General features: G+C 67.4%; 4 protein-coding genes. 3 read left to right on the forward strand and 1 reads right to left on the reverse strand.

Annotated elements, in window-relative coordinates; genetic code table 11:
* Positions 1-78: 78 nt before the first annotated feature.
* Positions 79-7,275, forward strand: coding sequence for a polymorphic toxin-type HINT domain-containing protein (locus ABT123_RS15255; protein ID WP_351313535.1), 7,197 nt, complete (start codon positions 79-81; stop codon positions 7,273-7,275).
* A complete protein-coding gene (locus ABT123_RS15260; RefSeq protein ID WP_351313538.1) occupies positions 7,272-7,631 on the forward strand; it encodes a hypothetical protein in 360 nt (119 codons plus the stop codon). Before ABT123_RS15255 ends, ABT123_RS15260 begins: the two co-directional genes overlap by 4 nt.
* Before the next feature lie 55 nt (positions 7,632-7,686).
* On the opposite strand, the gene ABT123_RS15265 is transcribed toward ABT123_RS15260, so the two are convergent.
* Complete coding sequence (locus ABT123_RS15265) at positions 7,687-12,615, reverse strand: FG-GAP-like repeat-containing protein (protein ID WP_351313541.1); 4,929 nt, start codon at positions 12,613-12,615, stop codon at positions 7,687-7,689.
* Positions 12,616-13,023: 408 nt separating this feature from the next.
* Here ABT123_RS15265 and ABT123_RS15270 point away from each other — a divergent pair, with 408 nt between their 5' ends.
* Entirely contained in the window at positions 13,024-20,175 is a 7,152-nt protein-coding gene (locus ABT123_RS15270; protein ID WP_351313544.1) for an RHS repeat-associated core domain-containing protein, read from the forward strand.
* Positions 20,176-20,201 lie beyond the last annotated feature (26 nt).

Here is a 20,201-nt window from a genome sequence, read left to right on the forward strand (position 1 = left end):
TCAACAGCGCGAAATCACTGTGATTCGCGCGATCCGACGGGGAGTGTTCGAATTTTGAGACGATCCCAGGCGCACGCCATGCGTGCGTCTTCGAGGCGTGTCTGGCGGTGGCCGATACCGCTGCTGGCCACCACACTGCTCGCCAGTGGCATGACGGTGGTGGAGGCGTCCGCTGCCTCTGGTGCCAAGCTGCCGGGCCTGCAGAAGCTGACGAAGGTCAACGGCGAGAACGTCAAGGGCAAGCCGGCTTCCGGCCCCGCCGAATCGCAGACGAAGGCGTGGAAGTCCGCACCGAAGATCGCCTGGCCTGCGGCAGGCTCGGCCGAAATTGCCCTACCTGACGCGCCCAGGGCTGAAAAAACTGCGCTGAAGTCGGCCATCGGTGGGGCCTTCGGTCTCCCGGCCAAGGACACCGGTGTGGCCGGCAAGCTGGTCAAGGCGGGCAAGCTGCCCGTCTCGGTCTCCGCCGTCACCCCGACCGCGGCGTCCACCGACCATCCCGCCAAGCGGTCCATGGCGGCCGGGACTCCGGCTGCCGCTCCGACCGACGTCAAGCTGAAGGTCGACCTGCTCGACCAGACCGCCGCCAAGCGCGCCGGCCTGGCCAACAGCCTTCTCCTGAACGTCAACCGCACCGACGCGGGCAAGACTTCCGCCCCGGTGTCGGTGGAGCTGGACTACGCCGCGTTCAAGAACGCGTACGGCGGCAGCTGGGGCTCCCGGCTGCAGTTCTCTGCGATCCCGACCTGTGCACTGACCACCCCGAATCGTCCCGAATGCCAGGGCAGCTTCCCGGTCACCACGAAGAACGACCCCAAGACCGGCAAGCTGGTCGCAACCTTCGAGGCCCCGGCCAAGGCGGCTCCCGCCGCCGCCGGCAAGTCCGGCGCCTCCGCGTTCATGGCCGCCCCGGCCGCGGCTGCTGCCGCAGGCGGCATGACGCTGGCCGCCTCCCCGGGCGCGTCGGGTGCCAACGGCACCTACAAGGCCACTTCACTCAGCGCCTCGGGCTCCTGGCAGGCCGGCGGCTCCGCGGGTGACTTCTCCTGGTCCTACCCCCTGGACATCCCCGCCTCCCTGGGCGGCCCGAGCCCGTCGCTGTCGCTGGGTTACTCCAGCGCGAACATCGACGGCCGCACCAACGCCTCGGCCCAGCAAACCTCTTGGGTCGGTGACGGCTGGGATCTCGCCTCGAACTACATCGAGCGCGGCTACGTCCCCTGCAGCCAGGACAAGCGTGCCGGCTCCGGGTTCAACAACCCGAAGGACGACACCGGCGACCTCTGCCACGGCGCCCCGATGGTCACCATGTCCCTCAACGGCGGCTCGACCCCGCTGGTCCTTGACGACAAGACCAAGAAGTGGCGTCCGGCGAAGGACGACGGCTCGCGTCTGGAGCTGCTGTCCGGAGCGGACAACGGTGACAAGGAAGGCGAGCACTGGCGGTTCACCAACCCCCAGGGCATCCAGTTCTACTTCGGCCTCAACAAGCTCGACGGCTGGGCGACGGGCAAGCCCGTCACCAACTCGACCTGGAACGTTCCGGTCTACGCCAACCATCCGGGTGAGCCCTGCTACAACGCCACCTTCGCCGACGCGGTCTGCAACCAGGCCTACCGGTGGAACCTCGACTACGTCGTGGACCCCCGCGGGAACGCGATGACGTACTGGTACCAGAAGGAGCAGAACTACTACGGCTCCAACTACAAGATCGCCGGCGGCTCCACCGCCCGCGCCTACGACCGCTCCGGCTGGCTCGACCGCATCTCCTACGGCCTGCGCAGCGACAACCTGTTCGCCAACGCCCCGGCCCAGGTGAAGTTCACCGTTGCCGAACGCTGCCTGAAGACCACCTCGTTCGACTGTGACCCGGCAAAGCTCAAGCCGGAAGTCGACTGGAACATCGCCAAGGAATGGCCCGACACCCCCGGTGACCAGCTCTGCGCATCCGGCGAGGAGTGCAAGGGCCGCTTCACCCCGACCTTCTTCAGCCGCAAGCGGCTGACCGAGGTCAGCACCTTCGTGTGGAACGGCACCACCCACAAGCCGGTCGACACCTGGAACCTGATCCAGGACTTCCCGATGACGGGCGACGGATCCGACTACCCGCTGTGGCTGTCCGAGATCCGCCACGTGGGCAAGAACGGCACCGCGATCGAACTGCCGCCGGTGAAGTTCCGCGGCAAGCAGCTCGACAACCGCGTCGACGGCAACGGCGACGGCAAGGTCCCCTACAAGCGGTACCGCATCGAGGCCATCGACACCGAGACCGGCTCGACCATCGCCGTCAACTACGCCGATCCCGAGTGCCGCGTCGCCGACCCGCGCGTCATGCCGGCCTCACCCGAGAACAACACCCTCCGCTGCTACCCGGTCATCTCCGAACTCCCGGACCCGACCGACCCCAAGCGCGAGCGGAAGATCTACTCCACCGACTGGTTCCACAAGCACATCGTGGACTCCGTCCGTGAAGAAGACCGCAACGGCAACTCACCCACCCGCACCACCTCCTACCAGTTCCTCGGAAAGCCCGCCTGGGCCTTCGACGACGAAACGGAGATGATGCGTCCCAAGACGCGCACCTGGTCCCAATGGCGCGGCTACGAACGCGTCAAGACATACATCGGCGCAGCCCCCGACAAGCGTTCCATGACCGAAACCCTCTTCTTCCGCGGCCTGGACGGCGACCGCGCCGCCCCCGACGGCGGCAAGAAGTCGGTCAAGGTCAAGGACTCCGAGGGCAACGAGATCGACGACCACCGCCTCTACGCCGGCCAGACCCGCGAGGTCCTGGCCTACAACGGCGAAGGCGGCGCCCTCGAAGCAGCCACCACCTACACCCCCTGGCTGCACGGACCCACCGCCACCCGCCTCCGTAAGGGCGAGGTCCCCGAGGAGGACATCGAGCCCCAACAGTCCTTCGTCCAGCAGACCACCGGCGTCCAGTCCCGCATCCTCCTCTCCGACGGCCGCGGCTGGCGCCGCACCGCGATGAAGACGGACTACGACACCAGGGGCTTCGCCCAGCAGGTGTCCAACCTCGGTGACGTCGCGGACCCCTCGGACGACAGCTGCACCCGTTACGAGTACGACGCGGACGAAACCCGCTGGATCATCGCCCGCCAGAAGCGCGCCGAGACCGTCGCCAAGGCCTGTGACGCCGCCAACGTCCAGCGTCCCGCGGATGTCACCTCCGACAAGCGGATGTCCTATGACGCGGCCGGCAACCTGAAGTCGACCGAGTCGCTCACCGGTTACTCCGGCAGCACTCCGCAGTACCAGGTGGACGGCAGCGCGACCTTCGACGCCTACGGCCGCCCGAAGACCAGCACGGATGTGTTCGGCAAGGTCACCAAGCTGGACTACACCCCGGCCTCCGGCCAGATCGTCACCAAGGTCGTGACCACCAACCACGCCGGTCACACCCAGACCACGGAGACCGATCAGGGTCGTGGTTCGATCCTGGCCAAGCAGGACACCAACGGCCGCCGCCAGACGATGGAGTACGACGCCCTCGGACGTCTCGCCAAGGTGTGGTCCCCCTCGCGGAACCCCACTGCCAAGTCGCCGAACGGCATCTTCTCGTACGACGTCCGCACCGATGGTCCGGTCGTCATCACCAACAAGGCGCTGCTGGATGACGGTACGTACCGCACCAGCTACGACATCTACGACAGCAGCCTGCGCATCCGCCAGACCCAGATGGAAGCCCTGGCCGGCGGACGCATCATCAGCGACACCTTCTACAACAGCCTCGGCCAGGTCTGGAAGTCCAACGGCGCCTACTACACCGCAGGCGACGCTTCCGGCGTCCAGTTCGCACCCCGCGACAACGAGGTCCCGTCCTCCACGGTGACCGAGTACGACGGCTCGGGCCGCTCCACCGCCCAGATCTCGCGGAAGCGCGGCGAGGAAACCTCCCGCACCACCACCGCCTACGGCGGCGACAACATCACGGTCGACCCGCCCACCGGAGAGACCCCCACCCGGGCCTTCCTCGACGGAGCCGGCCGCAAGACCGAGCTCCGCCACTACCGCTCGGACTCCCCCACCGGCGCCTACGACAAGACCACCTACGCCTACAACCAGCGCGGAAAGCTGGAATCGGTCGTCAACCAGGCCGGCGACAAGTGGGGCTTCGAGTACGACATCCGCGGGCGCCAGACCAAGCAGACGGACCCCGAAAAGGGCACGTCCACGATGACCTACGGTCAGGGCGACCGGTTGGCGACGATGACCGACGCCCGCGGCAAGACCGTCGCTCCCGAGTACGACGCGCTCGGCCGTGTCGTCGCCACCCACGAGGGCTCGATCACGGGCCCGAAGCTGACCTCAGCCACGTATGACACGCTGCCGGGTGCCATCGGCCTGCCGGTGGCGTCCACCAGGTACGTGGGCGACAAGGCCTACACCCAGGAAGTCACCGGGTACGACAACGCATACCGTCCGACCGGGACGAAGATCACCATCCCCTCCTCGGAGGGTGCGCTCGGCGGCACCTACGCGTTCACCTCGGGCTACCGGGAGAACACCGGTCTGACCGAGTGGACCGAGCAGCCGGCCGTGGCCGGTCTGCCCATCGAGCTGACCACGATGAAGTACAACCACTTCGAGCTGCCCACCGTCATGGGCATCGAAGGCAAGACCTTCGTCGACAAGGTCGACTACTCGCCCATGGGCGACGTCCTGCGCACCCACGCGGGCCCCGCCGGAGCCCAGGTCTACAAGTCGAACTTCTACGACGAGCAGAACCGGCGCCTGACCCGCACCGTCAACAGCCAGGAACGCTCACCGGCAGCGATCAACGACACGTCGTACGACTACGACGCGGTCGGCAACATCCTCAAGATCACCGACAAGGAGGGCACCTCCCCCACTGCCGACGTGCAGTGCTTCGCCTACGACTACCTGCGCCGTATGAACGAGGCCTGGACGGCCACAGACGACTGCGCCGCCAAGCCGGGCGCGGCCGGGCCGGAGTCCAAGCCGCAGGTCGGCGGAGCCAACCCGTACTGGAGCTCCTACAGCTTCGACGCCGCGGGCAACCGCACCAAGGAGATCCAGCACAGCCCGACCGGTGACCTCACCAAGGACGTCACCCGCACCTACACCTACGGCACCCCCGGCCAGCCCGGCGCCAACAGGCTCAATAAGGTCGACACCACCGGACCCGGCGGATCCCGCACCGAGTCCTACAGCTACGACGCAGCCGGAAACACCAAGACCCGCACCATCCAGGGAGACACGCAGAACTGGGAGTGGGACACCAGCGGCCAGGTGGAGAAGGTCACCAAGGGCACCGACTCCACATCCTTCGTCTACGACGCCGGCGGCAACCGCCTCATCAAGCGCGACAAGACCGGCACCACGCTCTACCTGCCCGGCACCGAGGTCAAGCTGACGGCCGCGGGCAAGCTGGAGGGCACGCGCTACTACGCCCACCCGGCCGGCCCGGTGATGGTGAAGACGGCCAAGGACGGCGTCATCAGCACGTCGTACCTGATGGGCGACAAGAACGGGACGGCGACCACCGCGGTGGATGCCAAGACCGGAGCGGTCACCCGGCGTAAGTTCACCCCGTACGGCGAGGTCCGCGGCACCGCACCGTCGGTGTGGCCGGGCCAGAAGGGCTTCGTCGGCGGCGAGATCGACGAGACCATCGGCACCGTCCACCTCGGCGCACGCGAATACGACCCGGCAACGGGACGCTTCCTCTCCGTCGACCCGATCGTCGACTACAGCGAGCCCAAGCAGCAGAACCCGTACGCCTACGCGAACAACTCGCCGATCACGTACAGCGACCCCAGCGGCCTGTCCATCGCGCCTCCCACGATGCCCGTCAAGGACTTCACGGACGCCGAAGCCGCCTGGGCCCGCATGATCCAGGGCAAGAGCGCCCTGGACATCGCCCTCGAAATCGCCCTCGGCATCCTCAAGGACGCTTCCGGCTACAACGACATCCGCGACTGCCTCAGCGGATCATGGGGCGCCTGCGCCAGCCTGGCCCTCGACGCCGCACTGCCCTTCGCAGGCCGCGCCAAGCGCATCCTCAAGGCACTCGACCGCGCCTGGGAAGCCTTCAACAGCTGGTCGCAGAAGCTCGCACTGGCACGGGACATCCTCGCGCGGGTCGAGCGCTACCAACAGGCCATGGCCAAGTACGCCGAGGACCTGGCCGAGTGGAAACGCCAGATAGAGGAAGCCGCCGAACGCGCCAGAAAACTGGAGGAAGAAGCCGCAGCGGCAAGGCGCGCCGCGCAAGAAGCGGCAGCCGCAGCCGCCAAGAAGGCCGACGAAGCCAAGGCAACAGCCGCCAAGCAGGGCAAGGCCTCCGCGACGAAGGCCAAGAAGGCCGACGGCGACGGCAAGTCGTCCAAGGCCGCCGAGACCAAGAAGGCCGACGGACCCAAGAAGTCCGCGGCCAAGGACAACGACAGCGGCAGCAGCCGCAGCGGCGGTGGCGAGAAGGGCGAGACCTGCAACAGCTTCGTACCCGGCACGAAGGTCCTGATGGCGGACGGCTCGTCCAAGCCGATCGAGGACGTCCAGCTCGGCGACGAAGTCGTGGCGTCCAACGCCGAGTCGGGCACCGTGGAGACTCAGCCGGTCGTCGCTCAGATCGTCGGCGAAGGCCAGAAGAACCTGGTCGAGATCACCATCGACACCGACGGCGCCAAGGGGGATGCCTCCGAGAAGCTGACGGCAACCGACGGGCACCCGTTCTGGGCCCCTGCCCTCGGCAAGTGGCTCCAGGCCACGGAGCTCACGGCCGGTGAATCGCTCCGCACCTCATCCGGTACGTGGGTCCAGGTCACCGAAGTCAAGCGGTGGACCCAGCAGAAGAAGGTCCGCAACCTCACCGTCGCCAGCGAGCACACGTACTATGTGCTGGCGGGGGCCACGCCGGTCCTGGTTCACAATTGCTCGGCCACCGTGCAGGAACTGCACATGGCGAAGCCGGCGCATGGCACATCCGAATCGCGCCTCAATCCGCTTCGCGACCTTTCCGATGATGATTTCCTCAACGCGATCAACAATCCGAATGACGGAGAGTTCATCACCCTCAATGAGCTCAACACGGTGGTTCAGGGTAACCACCGGGTAGCTGAGCTTGCACGGCGAGCGGATGACCCGAACAGCAAGATCCAATGGAGCACACGGGTTGCCATTCAGCGCCACCGGAGGGACATGAGCATGTTTGACGACTTCGACGGCGGCGGCGGTGGAGGCGGCAGCAAGAGCATGGATGACCTATGGAACAGTCTGGACTGGTGACGGGCGAGTATGGAGTGATGGTTGCTTCATACTCGGAACTCCTCGCAATCCGCGATGACCCCAGGAGTGCGTTCTTGAACGCCCGGTTGGATCCTTTGATCTCCACCGGCCGCGTGGACAGGAACGGACTTCACGTCTTCATGCCCCTGCTGGAGAACGGATATCGTGAATCTGTGGGGGAAAGGTCGTTCAGGTGCTATCTCTGGTTCCTTGAATCGGGGAAGAACATGCGCACCTGTGTACTGATCGACGTCCCCGAGAGTCACCTTTCGTCTCTCAGGCGACTCGGCCAGGATGCACTGGAGAAGGTCGTTCTCAATCTTCTCGGAGAAGTGCCGATCGAGACGCTCTCATGAACGAAGCCCCCGCCCGGATCGTTCCGGGCGGGGGCTCCGTCATGTCATGCAGGTGTTACCAGGTGCCGGGCAGGGCCTGCCAGCTCCGGGAGGGGTTCTCGAAGCCGCCGTCGGGGCGGCTCTTGAAGGTGAAGGCGCTCGTGGCGCCGGTGGCGTAGTTGTACATGCTGGACACGTCGTCGCGGCCGTCCCCGTCGGCGTCGCCCGACACCGGCATGCCCGCGCTGGACGCGTACCAGTTGCCCTCGGGGGTGTCCCAGCTGCGCAGCTCGGCGCCCACCTTGCCGTCCGGCTGGCCGAGCAGGGTGTCCAGCGAGGCGTGGCCGTCGCCGTGGTCGTACATCAGCGCCGCGTCGGCACGGCCGTCGCCGTTGTAGTCGCCGACCGTGAACTTGGTGCGCGCGTAGTCCCACTGCTCCTTGGTCTTGGTCCACGACTTGACCGGAGCGGCGAAGCCGCCGTTCGGCTGGCCGATGAAGGTGAACATCGCGACGCCGCCGGCGGTGTAGCCGTACAGCGCCATGATGTCGTCGCGGCCGTCGCCGTTGACGTCACCGGACCGGAACGAGGCGTGGAAGATCCACCAGTTCCCGGTGCCCACCCGCCAGCTGGCGACACCCGAGTTGAAGGTGCCGTTGGCGTTGCCCGTCCAGGTGTGCAGGCCGGCCGCGCCGTCGCTGTAGTCGTAGACCATCGCGATGTCGGACCGTCCGTCGCCGTTGTAGTCGCCGGCGACGTAGATGCCCCTGTCCCAGTCGAAGTTGCCCACGGCCGCCGTCAGGCCCTTGACCGGGGTGAAGGTGCCGTTCTCGTTCGACAGGAAGTTCCACAGCGCGTTGCTGCCGTCGGCATAGCCGTAGACCGCGCCGATGTCGGTGCGGCCGTCGCCGTTGAAGTCGCCGGCGACCCACTTGGCGCGGGCGTAGGAGAAGCTGCCCTTGGCGCTGGTCCAGCGCACCGTGGGCTCTTCGTACCCGCCGTCCGCACGGGCGTTGAGCACCCACAGGGCGGTGGTGTTGTCACCGTAGTCGTAGACGGTCGCCAGGTCGCTGCGGCCGTCGCCGTTGAAGTCGCCGGACAGGTCGGTCCGCTGGTCCGCGGTGCGGTGGTTGGGAGAGTAGTTGGTCGCCACGCCGGTCGTCCGGTTGTAGCGGATGTAGCCTCCGGTGAAGTCGGCGCGGGGACCGGCCGCGACCTCGTACTCGTCCGACTTCGGGTACCCCAGGGTGCTCTTCTCCGCGCCGAGTGCGATCCACTTCGCGCGGATTTGGCCGTAGACCGGGTGCGCGCCCGTGGCGGAGGTCCAGTAGATGGAGGCGCTGTCCGCTGTCTGGCCGCGCTTGCGGAAGTGGTTGTAGCGGCCCTTGCCGTCGGTGAGGTTGGTCTCGTCGGTCGTCGGGTAGCCGAGGCGGCTCGGGCCGCCCATCTGGACGTAGCGGTTGTAGATGCCGCCGTGGACCGACCAGGCACCGAGGTCCGGCGTCCAGTAGATCGCGCCGGCGCCGCCGGAGCCGGAGAAGGTGGAGAACGAGCCGACCTCGTCGAACGTCTTGCTCTCGTCGGAGGTCGGGTAGCCCATGACGCCCTTCTCGGCGCCGAGGGCGATCCACTTCGCGCGGATGCCGTTCACGACCAGCCAGGCACCGGTGCTCGGGTGCCAGTAGATGGAGGCGTTGTCACTTGTGGCGCCATTGGTCCGCAGGTGTACGAACTTGCCGCCGTCGGGGTTCTCCGTGACCTTGCCCGAGGGCTTGGCGTAGGCGACGCCGCCCTTGGCCTTGAACTTCGCCAGGATCGGACCGCACAGCTGCTGGGTGGTTCCGGCGGTCACCGACGCCACGTTCTCGCACTGGGACCACGGGGTACCGCCGACCGCGATCTGGCGGGGCGCACCGAAGGCGGACCCGCTGACCGGCTGACGGCCCTGGAACTCCCAGAGCACGCCGTTGTTGTCACGCGACCACAGGTCGGCGAAGCCGTCCTTCTCGAAGTCGCCGAGGCTGGTCAGGTGGGGCCGGGCCGCACCGGTGAAGCCGGTGCCGATGGACTGGGTGCGGGCTGCCGCCTCACCGTAGACGGCCAGGTCGATGCCGGCCTTGGAAGCCGGGTCGGTGGAGGGGCGGCTGGTGTACTGGTGGATCTTGCCGCTGGTCTTGTCGCGGGCCCAGAGCTCCGGCAGACCGTCCTTGTTGAGGTCGCCGGGCGCGATCAGGGTCATGTCCTGCCAGTCGGCGTTGCCGAGCGGGATCGGGTCGTAGGACCGCCGGTCCAGGACGCCGTCGGGCTGGCCGAAGTAGAGCCAGAGCTCTCCGCCGGTCTTGACCAGCAGATCGGCCTGGTCCGCCTCGTCGATCTTGCCGTCGCCGGAGTCCTGATCGGGCAGCGGGTCGTCGTTGACGCTGCCGATGGCCAGCACCTGGTCGGCGTTGGCCCAGTGGTCGTTGTCGTCGTAGCGGGTGTTCAGCTCGATCCTGCTGGCCTCGGGGTTCTCGAGCTCGCCGTTGCCCGCGCCGCGGTAGACGTAGAGGTTCTGCCGGGTGGCGTCGGCCGAGGGCTCCAGGGCGATCAGGTCCTCGTAGTAGTCGCCCTCGTTCCAGCTGCCCCACTGCGTCAGGGACCGGGCGCCGGCGAAGTTGCCGTAGTCGGTCTTCCGGGGCACGCCGAAGGCGCCGCCGGCCGTACCGGGGACCACCCACAACTGGCCGTCACCCGGGTCGACGCTCCAGATGTCCGTCTGGCCGTCGCCGTTGACGTCGCCGTGCTTGTCCCGCTCCAGCGGGCGCTTGGCGTAGTACTGGAAGAACGTCTTGTTCGAGGAGTTGCCCGCCGCGTCCAGGCTCCACACGTAGAGGCTGTGGGGGCCCGCCGCCAGCGGGGTGTACTTGACCTCCACCGGTCCGCCCTTGGCGGTCGGGACGGCCGTACGGACGGTCGGGTTGTCGGAGGTGTACCACTGGTACTTGGCGACGTCCGTCGCGCCGCCGTTCTCGAACTTGAACGTGCCCTCGGTGCGGGCGTAGCCGTTGTCCGTCTGGTTGTCCTCGGGGAACTGCGCCGAGGACACCTTGGGCTTGAAGGTCGGGCCCTTCAGGTCCACGGTGAACGAGCACTGGCCGGCCCAGGCGCTGGCGTCGGTGCCGTCGGAGACTTTGACGTCCCACTTGTAGGTACCGTCGGTGGGCGCCGGGATCGTCGCCATCGCGACGCTGCCCGAGGTCTTCTTGTCGGAGACCTTCTTCAGAGTGCCGCTGTAGTCGTCGGCCCTCCAGTAGTGGAACTCGGCGGTGAGGCCGTTGTCCTCGGCGTCCTTCACCCGGGCGCGCAGGACGACCTGGTCCGTCCGGCCGATGGTGCCGCCCGTGCAGGGCACGTACGGGTCCGTCGTGCGCTCGGAGACGGTCGGGACGGTGTTGTACTTGGTGGAGATGCGGACGCTGTCCGGGTTCATCTTCCGCCAGGAGACGTCGACCGTGTCCTTCGCGGCCTTCAGGCCCAGGGTCCACGTCGGCCACTTACCGCTCGCGGCGGCGGCGACCGCGGAGGTCACGTCCAGCTCGATGGTGTCGCCGTCACCGGGGCAGTTGCGACCGCCGTAGGACTGGCCGGAGGCGTCCACCATCCGGTTCCAGTCCGGCTGGTTGTTCCAAGTGGTCTTCTTGCTGATGACATCGGTGTCCCAGACCTGGATGTCACCGGACTTGCAGCTCCAGGAGCCGGCCGACTTCTGCTGGATCCGCAGCGTGGCGTCGTGGATCTTCTTGCCCCACAGGTTGCCCATGGGAACCTGGAAAAACGTCTTGGCGCAGACCACGGCGCCGCCCTTGGCGGCGTCCTTGGCGCAGCCGACGCGGGCGTCGTCGCTGAGGGTGCCGCCGTTCCAGTAGTTGGTGTCGGCGGTGCCCGCGATGCCGTTGTGCTTGTAGGCCACCGTCCAGGCGGACTTCCAGTCGTCCCGCCACTTCGGGTCGATGACGACGGGGTAGGCGGTGTCCGCGGCCGTCAGCAGCTGCCGGTCCGTGGTGAGGGTGAGCTTGTCACCCTTGAGGTCGATGCCGAGGTCGGCCTGCTTGCTGCCGAGGTCGATGCCTTCGGTGACGGGCGTGCCGTCGCCCTGCGCGGTCGGGGCGGCGGCCGGGGCGGCTGCCGGGGCCTTGGCTGCGGGCGACTTGGCGTCCGCCGCAGGCTGTGGCGCGGCCGTCTTCTCCGCGCCCGAGTCCCACATCTGGGGCTTGGCGGAGCTGAACACGGTCTGCCCGGAGGGGTCGACGGCCTGGAGCTCGCCGTTGGCCTCCTTGCGTACGCTGACGCCGTTGCCCTTGAGACCGAACGTGAGGGAGCCGAGCTCCGGGTTGGCGGCGGCCTCCCGGTTCTTCACGATCAGCTGGTGCGAGAAGCCGGTGGCGTCCGCGGCGACCCGCAGGTCGACGCCCTTGAGCACCTCCGGGTACGTGGCGCTGTTGCCCTCCACCGTCGGCTTGGGCAGCGGCTTCGGCCAGGTCAGGGAGACGTCCCGGCCGTCCTTGCGCATGGTCACCAGCGGCGCGGTGCCGCCGCCGGAGAAGGTCAGTCCGGTACGGGTGGCCTTGGTGGCGATCCGGCCGTCCTTCTGCTTGGCCAGGCCGGTGTCCACGGGAACGAGCTTGCCGCCGCGGTGGACGCGGATCGGCACCAGCGCCTGCTCGGTGGAGAAGGAGCCGTCCGGGTTGGCCCAGACCTCCTCGTTCTCGGTGCGCTGGGAGATGATCTCGACGCGCTTGCCGGTGCGCTTGGCCTCGGCGCTCGCCTTGACCGCCTGCTCGGACTCGGTGGCGGCAGGCTTGCCGGGCTTGGGCTTGGCGGCGGCCGGGGCGAGCCCCGGTCCGGCCGCCGCGGCGACGGGCACCGCGCCGAGCAGGGTGGCGACCAGGGCGGTCGCCACGGTGAGTACGGGCGCCCTGCGGGAGGGCGACCCGGTGACGCGGGTCCGCGTCGGCAAAGGTCTCACTGAGTGGGTCCTCGGTGTCGGTTCCGACCACACCCCACCCCGGGGAGCGGCCGAAAAGAGTCGGCTGAGCCTCCAACCGGAAAGCGGAATTCAGCCATCCCGATATCGGCTCGACGTGTTCGATTGATTTGTAGCAGCCGAAGCGCCCTTCATTCGACCGGGATCCCATCTTCCGAGACCGCCAGCCCATATACACGAAGACCCACAGGAACGCCAAATTCCGATTTTAACCCTCCGTTCACCATGCCTCTCACCTGCACATATGCGGACTGACACCCTCCGGATATTTCTCGACTGGCAAGCCCGCCACTGTTAGGTTCTGCGCGTTTGATAAATGCGCGGAATCACGGTGATCCGCGTGCCAGAATCAGGAGTGTTCGAATCTTGAAAAGAACCCAGGCGCATGTGATGCGTGCGCCTCTGAGGCGTGCGTGGCGGTGGCCGATACCGCTCATCGCCGCCAGCGTGCTGGCCACGGGCCTGACCGTGGTGGAGGCCTCGGCGGACTCCAAGCCCAAGCTGCCCGGCAATCAGAAGCTGACGAAGGTCACCGGTACCGACGTCAAGGGCAAGCCGGCGGCCGGGCCCGCGGAGTCGCAGAAGAAGGCGTGGAAGTCCGCGCCGGGCGTGGCCTGGCCCGCACCCGGAACGGCTGAGATCAGCCTGCCCGACGCGCCGGTCCCGGCCGCCGCGGCGATGAAATCAGCCACCGGCTCCGCTGCCGGTTCCGCACCGGCCGCAGACGGCGCGGGCAAGCCCGGCAAGGCGGTGAAGGCGGGCACGCTCCCCGTCTCCGTCTCCGCCCTCCCGGCCAAGAACCCGCCCTCGGCAGACCGCCGTTCCGCCGCAGCCGCGGGGGCTCCGGCGGCCGACGCCACGGGCGGGGTCAAGGTCAAGGTCGATCTGCACGACCGGGCCGCGGCGAAGCGCGCGGGGGCCGGCAACGGCCTGCTGCTGTCGGTCCAGCGGACCGACGCGGGCAAGGCTTCGGCTCCGGTGTCGGTGGAGCTGGACTACAACACGTTCAAGAACGCCTACGGCGGTGGCTGGGGTTCCCGCCTCCGCTTCAAGGCCGTTCCCGCCTGTGCCTTCACCACCCCCGAGCGCCCGGAGTGCCGGGAGGCCAAGGATGTGGTGACGAAGAACGACCCCGTCACCGGCAAGCTCATCGCGACCTTCGACGCCCCGGCCAACCCGGGTCCCGCCGCGAAGTCCGCGGGCAGCGCGTTCATGTCCGCCCCGGCCGCCGCGGCGGCAGGCGGTGCGATGATGCTGTCGGCCACGGCCGGCGCGGACGGCGCCAACGGCACCTACAAGGCCACGTCGCTCAGCGCTTCGGGTTCCTGGCAGGCCGGCGGCTCGGCGGGTGACTTCTCCTGGTCCTACCCGCTGGACATCCCCGCCTCCCTCGGCGGCCCCAGCCCGTCCCTCTCACTGGGTTACTCCAGCGCGAACATCGACGGCCGCACCAACGCCTCTGCCCAGCAGACCTCTTGGGTCGGCGACGGCTGGGACCTGGCCTCGAACTACATCGAGCGCGGCTACGTCCCTTGCAGCCAGGACAAGCGTGCCGGCTCCGGGTTCAACAACCCGAAGGACGACACCGGCGACCTCTGCCACGGCGCACCCATGGTCACGATGTCCCTGAACGGCGGCTCGACGCCCCTGGTCCTGGACGACAAGACGAAGAAGTGGCGTCCGGCCAAGGACGACGGCTCCCGCCTGGAACTGCTGACCGGCGCCGACAACGGTGACAAGGAAGGCGAGCACTGGCGGTTTACCAACCCGCAGGGCATCCAGTTCTACTTCGGCCAGAACAAGCTGAAGAACTGGGCCGCAGGCAAGCCGGTGACCAACTCCACCTGGACGGTCCCGGTCTACGCCAACCACCCCGGCGAGCCCTGCTACAACGCCACCTTCGCAGACGCCGTCTGTGACCAGGCCTACCGCTGGAACCTGGACTACGTCGTGGACCCCCGCGGGAACGCGATGACGTACTGGTACCAGAAGGAACAGAACTACTACGGCTCCAACTACAAGATCGCCGGCGGCTCCACCGCCCGCGAATACACCCGCTCCGGCTGGCTGGACCGCATCTCCTACGGCCTGCGTGAGGACAACCTCTTCGCCTCCGCCCCCGCCGAGGCCCGCTTCACCGTCGCCGAACGCTGCCTGAAGACGACCACGTTCGACTGCGACCCGGCAAAGCTCAAGCCGGAGGTCGACTGGAACATCGCCAAGCAGTGGCCGGACACCCCAGGCGACCAGCTGTGTGCCAAGGGCGAGGAATGCAAGGGCCGGTTCACCCCGACCTTCTTCAGCCGCAAGCGCCTCACGGACGTGAACACGTTCGTGTGGAACGGCACCGCCCACAAGCCGGTCGACACCTGGAACCTGATCCAGGACTTCCCGATGACGGGTGACGGATCCGACTACCCGCTGTGGCTGTCGGAGATCCGCCACGTGGGCAAGAACGGCACCGCGATCGAACTGCCCCCGGTGAAATTCCGCGGCAAGCAGCTCGACAACCGCGTCGACGGCAACGGCGACGGCAAGGTCCCCTACAAGCGGTACCGCATCGAGGCCATCGACACCGAGACCGGCTCGACCATCGCCGTCAACTACGCCGATCCCGAGTGCCGCGTCGCCGACCCGCGCGTCATGCCGGCCTCACCCGAGAACAACACCCTGCGCTGCTACCCGGTCATCTCCGAACTCCCGGACCCGACCGACCCCAAGCGCGAGCGGAAGATCTACTCCACCGACTGGTTCCACAAGCACATCGTGGACTCCGTCCGTGAAGAAGACCGCAACGGCAACTCCCCCACCCGCACCACCTCCTACCAGTTCCTCGGAAAGCCCGCCTGGGCCTTCGACGACGAAACGGAGATGATGCGGCCCAAGACGCGCACCTGGTCGCAGTGGCGCGGCTACGAACGCGTCAAGACATACATCGGCGCAGCCCCCGACAAGCGTTCCATGACCGAAACCCTCTTCTTCCGCGGCCTGGACGGCGACCGCGCCGCCCCCGACGGCGGCAAGAAGTCGGTCAAGGTCAAGGACTCCGAGGGCAACGAGATCGACGACCACCGCCTCTACGCCGGCCAGACCCGCGAGGTCCTGGCCTACAACGGCGAAGGCGGCGCCCTCGAAGCAGCCACCACCTACACCCCCTGGATCCACGGGCCGACCGCCACCCGCCTCCGCAAGGGCGAAACCGCGGCCGAGGACATCGAGCCCCAGCAGGCCTTCGTCCAGCAGACCACGCACGTCAACTCGCGCATCCTGCTCTCCGACGGCCGCGGCTGGCGCCGCACCGCCATGGAAACCAAGTACGACGACCGCGGCTTCGCCCAATGGGTGTCGAGCAAGGGCGACATTGCCGATCCCTCGGACGACAGCTGCAGCCGATACGAGTACGACGCGGACGAGACCCGCTGGATCATCGCCCGCCAGAAGCGCATCGAAACGGTCGCCAAGGCGTGTGACGCGGCGGTCCAACGTCCAGCGGACGTGACCTCGGACATCAAGATGTCCTACGACGCCGCGGGCAACGTCAAGTCCACGGAGTCCCTCACCGGTTACAGCGGCAGCACTCCGCAGTACCAGGTGGACGGCAGCGCGACCTTCGACGCCTACGGCCGCCCCAAGACCAGCACCGACGTATTCGGCAAGGTCACCAAGCTCGACTACACACCTGCCTCCGGGCAGATCGTCACCAAGGTCGTCTCCACCAACCACGCCGGTCACACCGAAACCACGGAGACCGACCTGGGCCGTGGCTCCGTCCTTGCGAAGCAGGACACCAACGGCCGTCGCCAGGTGATGGAGTACGACGCCCTCGGCCGTCTCGCCAAGGTGTGGTCCCCGTCCCGGAACCCCACCGCCAAGTCGCCGAACGGCATGTTCTCGTACGACGTCCGTACCGATGGTCCGGTCGTCATCACGAACAAGGCGCTGCTGGATGACGGTACGTACCGCACCAGCTACGACATCTACGACAGCAGCCTGCGCATCCGCCAGACCCAGATGGAAGCCCTCGCAGGCGGTCGGATCATCTCCGACACCTTCTACAACAGCCTCGGCCAGGTCTGGAAGTCCAACGGCGCCTACTACACCGCAGGCGAAGCCTCCGGCGTCCAGTTCGCACCCCGCGACAACGAAGTCCCCTCCTCCACCGTCACCGAGTACGACGGCTCGGGCCGCTCCACCGCCCAGATCTCCCGCAAGCTCGGCGAGGAAACCTCCCGCACCACCACCACCTACGGCGGCGACAACATCACCGTCGACCCGCCCACCGGCGAAACCCCCACCCGGGCCTTCCTCGACGGAGCCGGCCGCAAAACCGAACTCCGCTACTACCGCTCGGACTCCCCGACCGGCGCCTACGACAAGACGACCTACGCCTACAACCAGCGCGGCGCGCTGGAGTCGGTCGTCAACCAGGCCGGCGACAAGTGGGGCTTCGAGTACGACATCCGCGGTCGCCAGACCAAGCAGACGGACCCGGAAAAGGGCACGTCCACGATCACGTACGGCCAGGGCGACCGACTGGCCACCGTGACCGACGGGCGGGGCAAGGTCATCGCCCCGGAGTACGACGCACTCGGCCGCATCATCGCCACCCATGAGGGTTCGATCACCGGCCCGAAGCTGACCTCGAACACCTTCGACACCCTCCCCGGTGCCGTCGGCCTGCCGGTGGCCTCCACCCGGTACGTGAACGGCAAGGCGTACACGCAGGAAGTCACCGGGTACGACACCGAGTACCGGGCGACCGGTTCGCGGATCACCATCCCGGCCGAAGAGGGCAAGCTCGGCGGCAGCTACGAGTTCACCACCGGCTACCGGGAGAACACCGGCCTCACCGAGTGGACCGAGCAGCCCGCGGTCGGTGGTCTGCCGATCGAGCTCACCACGATGAAGTACAACCACTTCGAGCTGCCCACCGTCATGGGCATCGAAGGCAAGACCTTCGTCGACAAGGTCGACTACTCGCCCATGGGCGACGTCCTGCGCACCTACGCGGGCGCGGCCGGATCCCAGGTCTACACGTCCAACTTCTTCGACGAGCAGACCCGGCGCCTGACGCGCAGCGTCAACAGCCAGGAGAAGTCGCCCGCCGCGATCAGCGACACCTCCTACGGCTACGACGCCGTCGGCAACATCCTCAAGATCTCCGACAAGGAGGGCACCAACCCCACCGCCGACACCCAGTGCTTCGCGTATGACTACATGCGCCGCATGGACGAGGCCTGGACGGCGACGGACGACTGCGCCGCGCAGCCGAACGCGTCCGGACCGGGCTCCAAGCCGCAGGTCGGCGGACCCAACCCGTACTGGTCCTCCTACAGCTTCGACGCGGCCGGCAACCGCACCAAGGAGATCCAGCACAGCCCCACCGGTGACCCCACCAAGGACGTCACCCGCACCTACACCTACGGCACCCCCGGCCAGGCGGGCGCCAACGGCCTCAAGAAGGTCGACACCACCGGACCCGGCGGATCCCGCACCGAGTCCTACACCTACGACGCGGTCGGCAACACCAAGACCCGCACCATCCAGGGCGACACCCAGAACTGGGAATGGGACACGACCGGCCAGCTGGCCAAGGTCACCAAGGGCACGGAGTCCACGGAGTTCGTCTACGACGCCGGCGGCAGCCGTCTCATCAAGCGTGATGCCACCGGCACCACGCTGTACCTGCCGGGCACCGAGGTCAAGCTCACCAAGGCCGGCAAGCTGGAGGGCACCCGCTACTACGCCCACCCCGCCGGACCGGTGCTGGTGAAGACGGCCAAGGACGGCGTGATCACCACGTCGTACCTGATGCGGGACAACAACGGGACGGCGACCACCGCGGTGGACGCCAAGACCGGAGCGGTCACCCGCCGCAAGTTCACGCCGTACGGCGAGGCCCGGGGCACCGCCCCGACCGTCTGGCCGGGCAAGAAGGGCTTCATCGGCGGTGAGGTCGACGAGTCCCTCGGGACCGTCCACCTCGGCGCACGCGAATACGACCCGGCCACGGGCCGGTTCCTCTCAGTCGACCCGATCGTCGACTTCAACGAAGCCAAGCAGCAGAACCCTTACGTCTACGCCAACAATTCCCCGGTCACCTTCAGTGACCCGTCGGGTCTCTCGATCGCGCCTCCCACGATGCCGATCAAGGACTTCACGGACGCGGAAGCCGCCTGGGCCAACATGATCCAGGGCAAGAGCGCCCTGGACATCGCCCTTGAGATCGCCCTGGGCATCCTCAAGGACGCCTCCGGCTACAACGACATCCGCGACTGCCTCAGCGGATCGTGGGGCGCCTGTGCCAGCCTGGCCCTCGACGCGGCCCTGCCCTTCGCGGGACGCGCCAAGCGCATCCTCAAGGCACTCGACCGCGCCTGGGAAGCCTTCAACAGCTGGTCGCAGAAGCTCGCACTGGCACGGGACATCCTCCGCCGGGTCGAGCGCTACCAACAGGCCATGGCCAAGTACGCCGAAGACCTGGCCGAATGGAAACGACAAATAGAAGAAGCCGCCGAACGAGCAAGAAAACTCGAGGAAGAAGCAGCAGCAGCCCGAAGAGCCGCACAAGAAGCCGCAGCCGCAGCCGCCAAGAAGGCCGACGAAGCCAAGGCCACAGCAGCCAAGCAAGGCAAGGCGTCCGCGCAGAAGGCCAAGAAGGCCGACGGCGACGGAAAGGCCTCCAAGGCAGCCGAGACCAAGAAGGCCGACGGACCCAAGAAGTCGAAGGACAAGGAATCCGACAGCGGCGGCCAGGAGGCCTCCGGCGGCAAGGACACGGCGAAGCCCAAGGAGTCCGGTGCTCCCCCGGGCTGTGAGAACAACAGCTTCGTGCCTGGTACCGCGGTCCTGATGGCGGACGGCACCACCAGGTCCATCGAGGACGTCAGGATCGGTGACCGCGTCCTGGCAACCGATCCGGAGACTGGTGAGACCCGCTCCGAATCGGTCGTGGGCGAGATCAACGGGCACGGCGTCAAGAAGCTGGTCCGCGTCACCGTCGATGTCGACGGCGACCGGGGTGACGCTGTGGCTTCGGTCACCGCGACGGCCGGACACCCGTTCTGGGTGGAGGAACTCGGCGAGTGGATCGACGCCAAGGACCTCGACCAGGGCGAATGGCTCCGGACCGGTTCCGGGGCGTACGTCCAGATCACCGCGGTCGAACGGTGGACGTCCGCGTCCTCCACGGTCCACAACCTGACCGTCGGGAACCTGCACAGCTACTACGTGCTGGCGGATGCGACTCCTGTCCTCGTCCACAACACCAACTGCCGCACCTCGTCGCAGTACGTGGACAAGACCAAGGGGGATTCCGTCCGGAACGTCCAGACGGACGTCGGTCCCAAGGAATTCGGTGAGAACCTCGTCGCGAACGGATGGAAGTTCATCGACAAGGGCCCGGACATGGCCATGTACCTGAAGGACGGCAAGAAGTACTTCCTCCGGGCGAAGGCCGACAGCTACGACGGATGGACCGCCGACTTCTACGACGGCACGACGAAGAAGGCCAATCTCAAGATCAGGCTGGGGACGGACTGACGACCGTGCCCGATGACCGACGACGG

Origin of the sequence: Streptomyces sp. NPDC002054, assembly GCF_040296685.1 — a bacterium.
Taxonomy (GTDB): domain Bacteria; phylum Actinomycetota; class Actinomycetes; order Streptomycetales; family Streptomycetaceae; genus Streptomyces.

What these genes read in the sequence shown, in the direction of transcription:
- ABT123_RS15255 (WP_351313535.1), top strand. Translation starts at nt 79, where the DNA reads ATGCGTGCGTCTTCGAGGCGTGTCTGGCGGTGGCCGATACCGCTGCTG.
- ABT123_RS15270 (WP_351313544.1), top strand. Translation starts at nt 13,024, where the DNA reads ATGCGTGCGCCTCTGAGGCGTGCGTGGCGGTGGCCGATACCGCTCATC.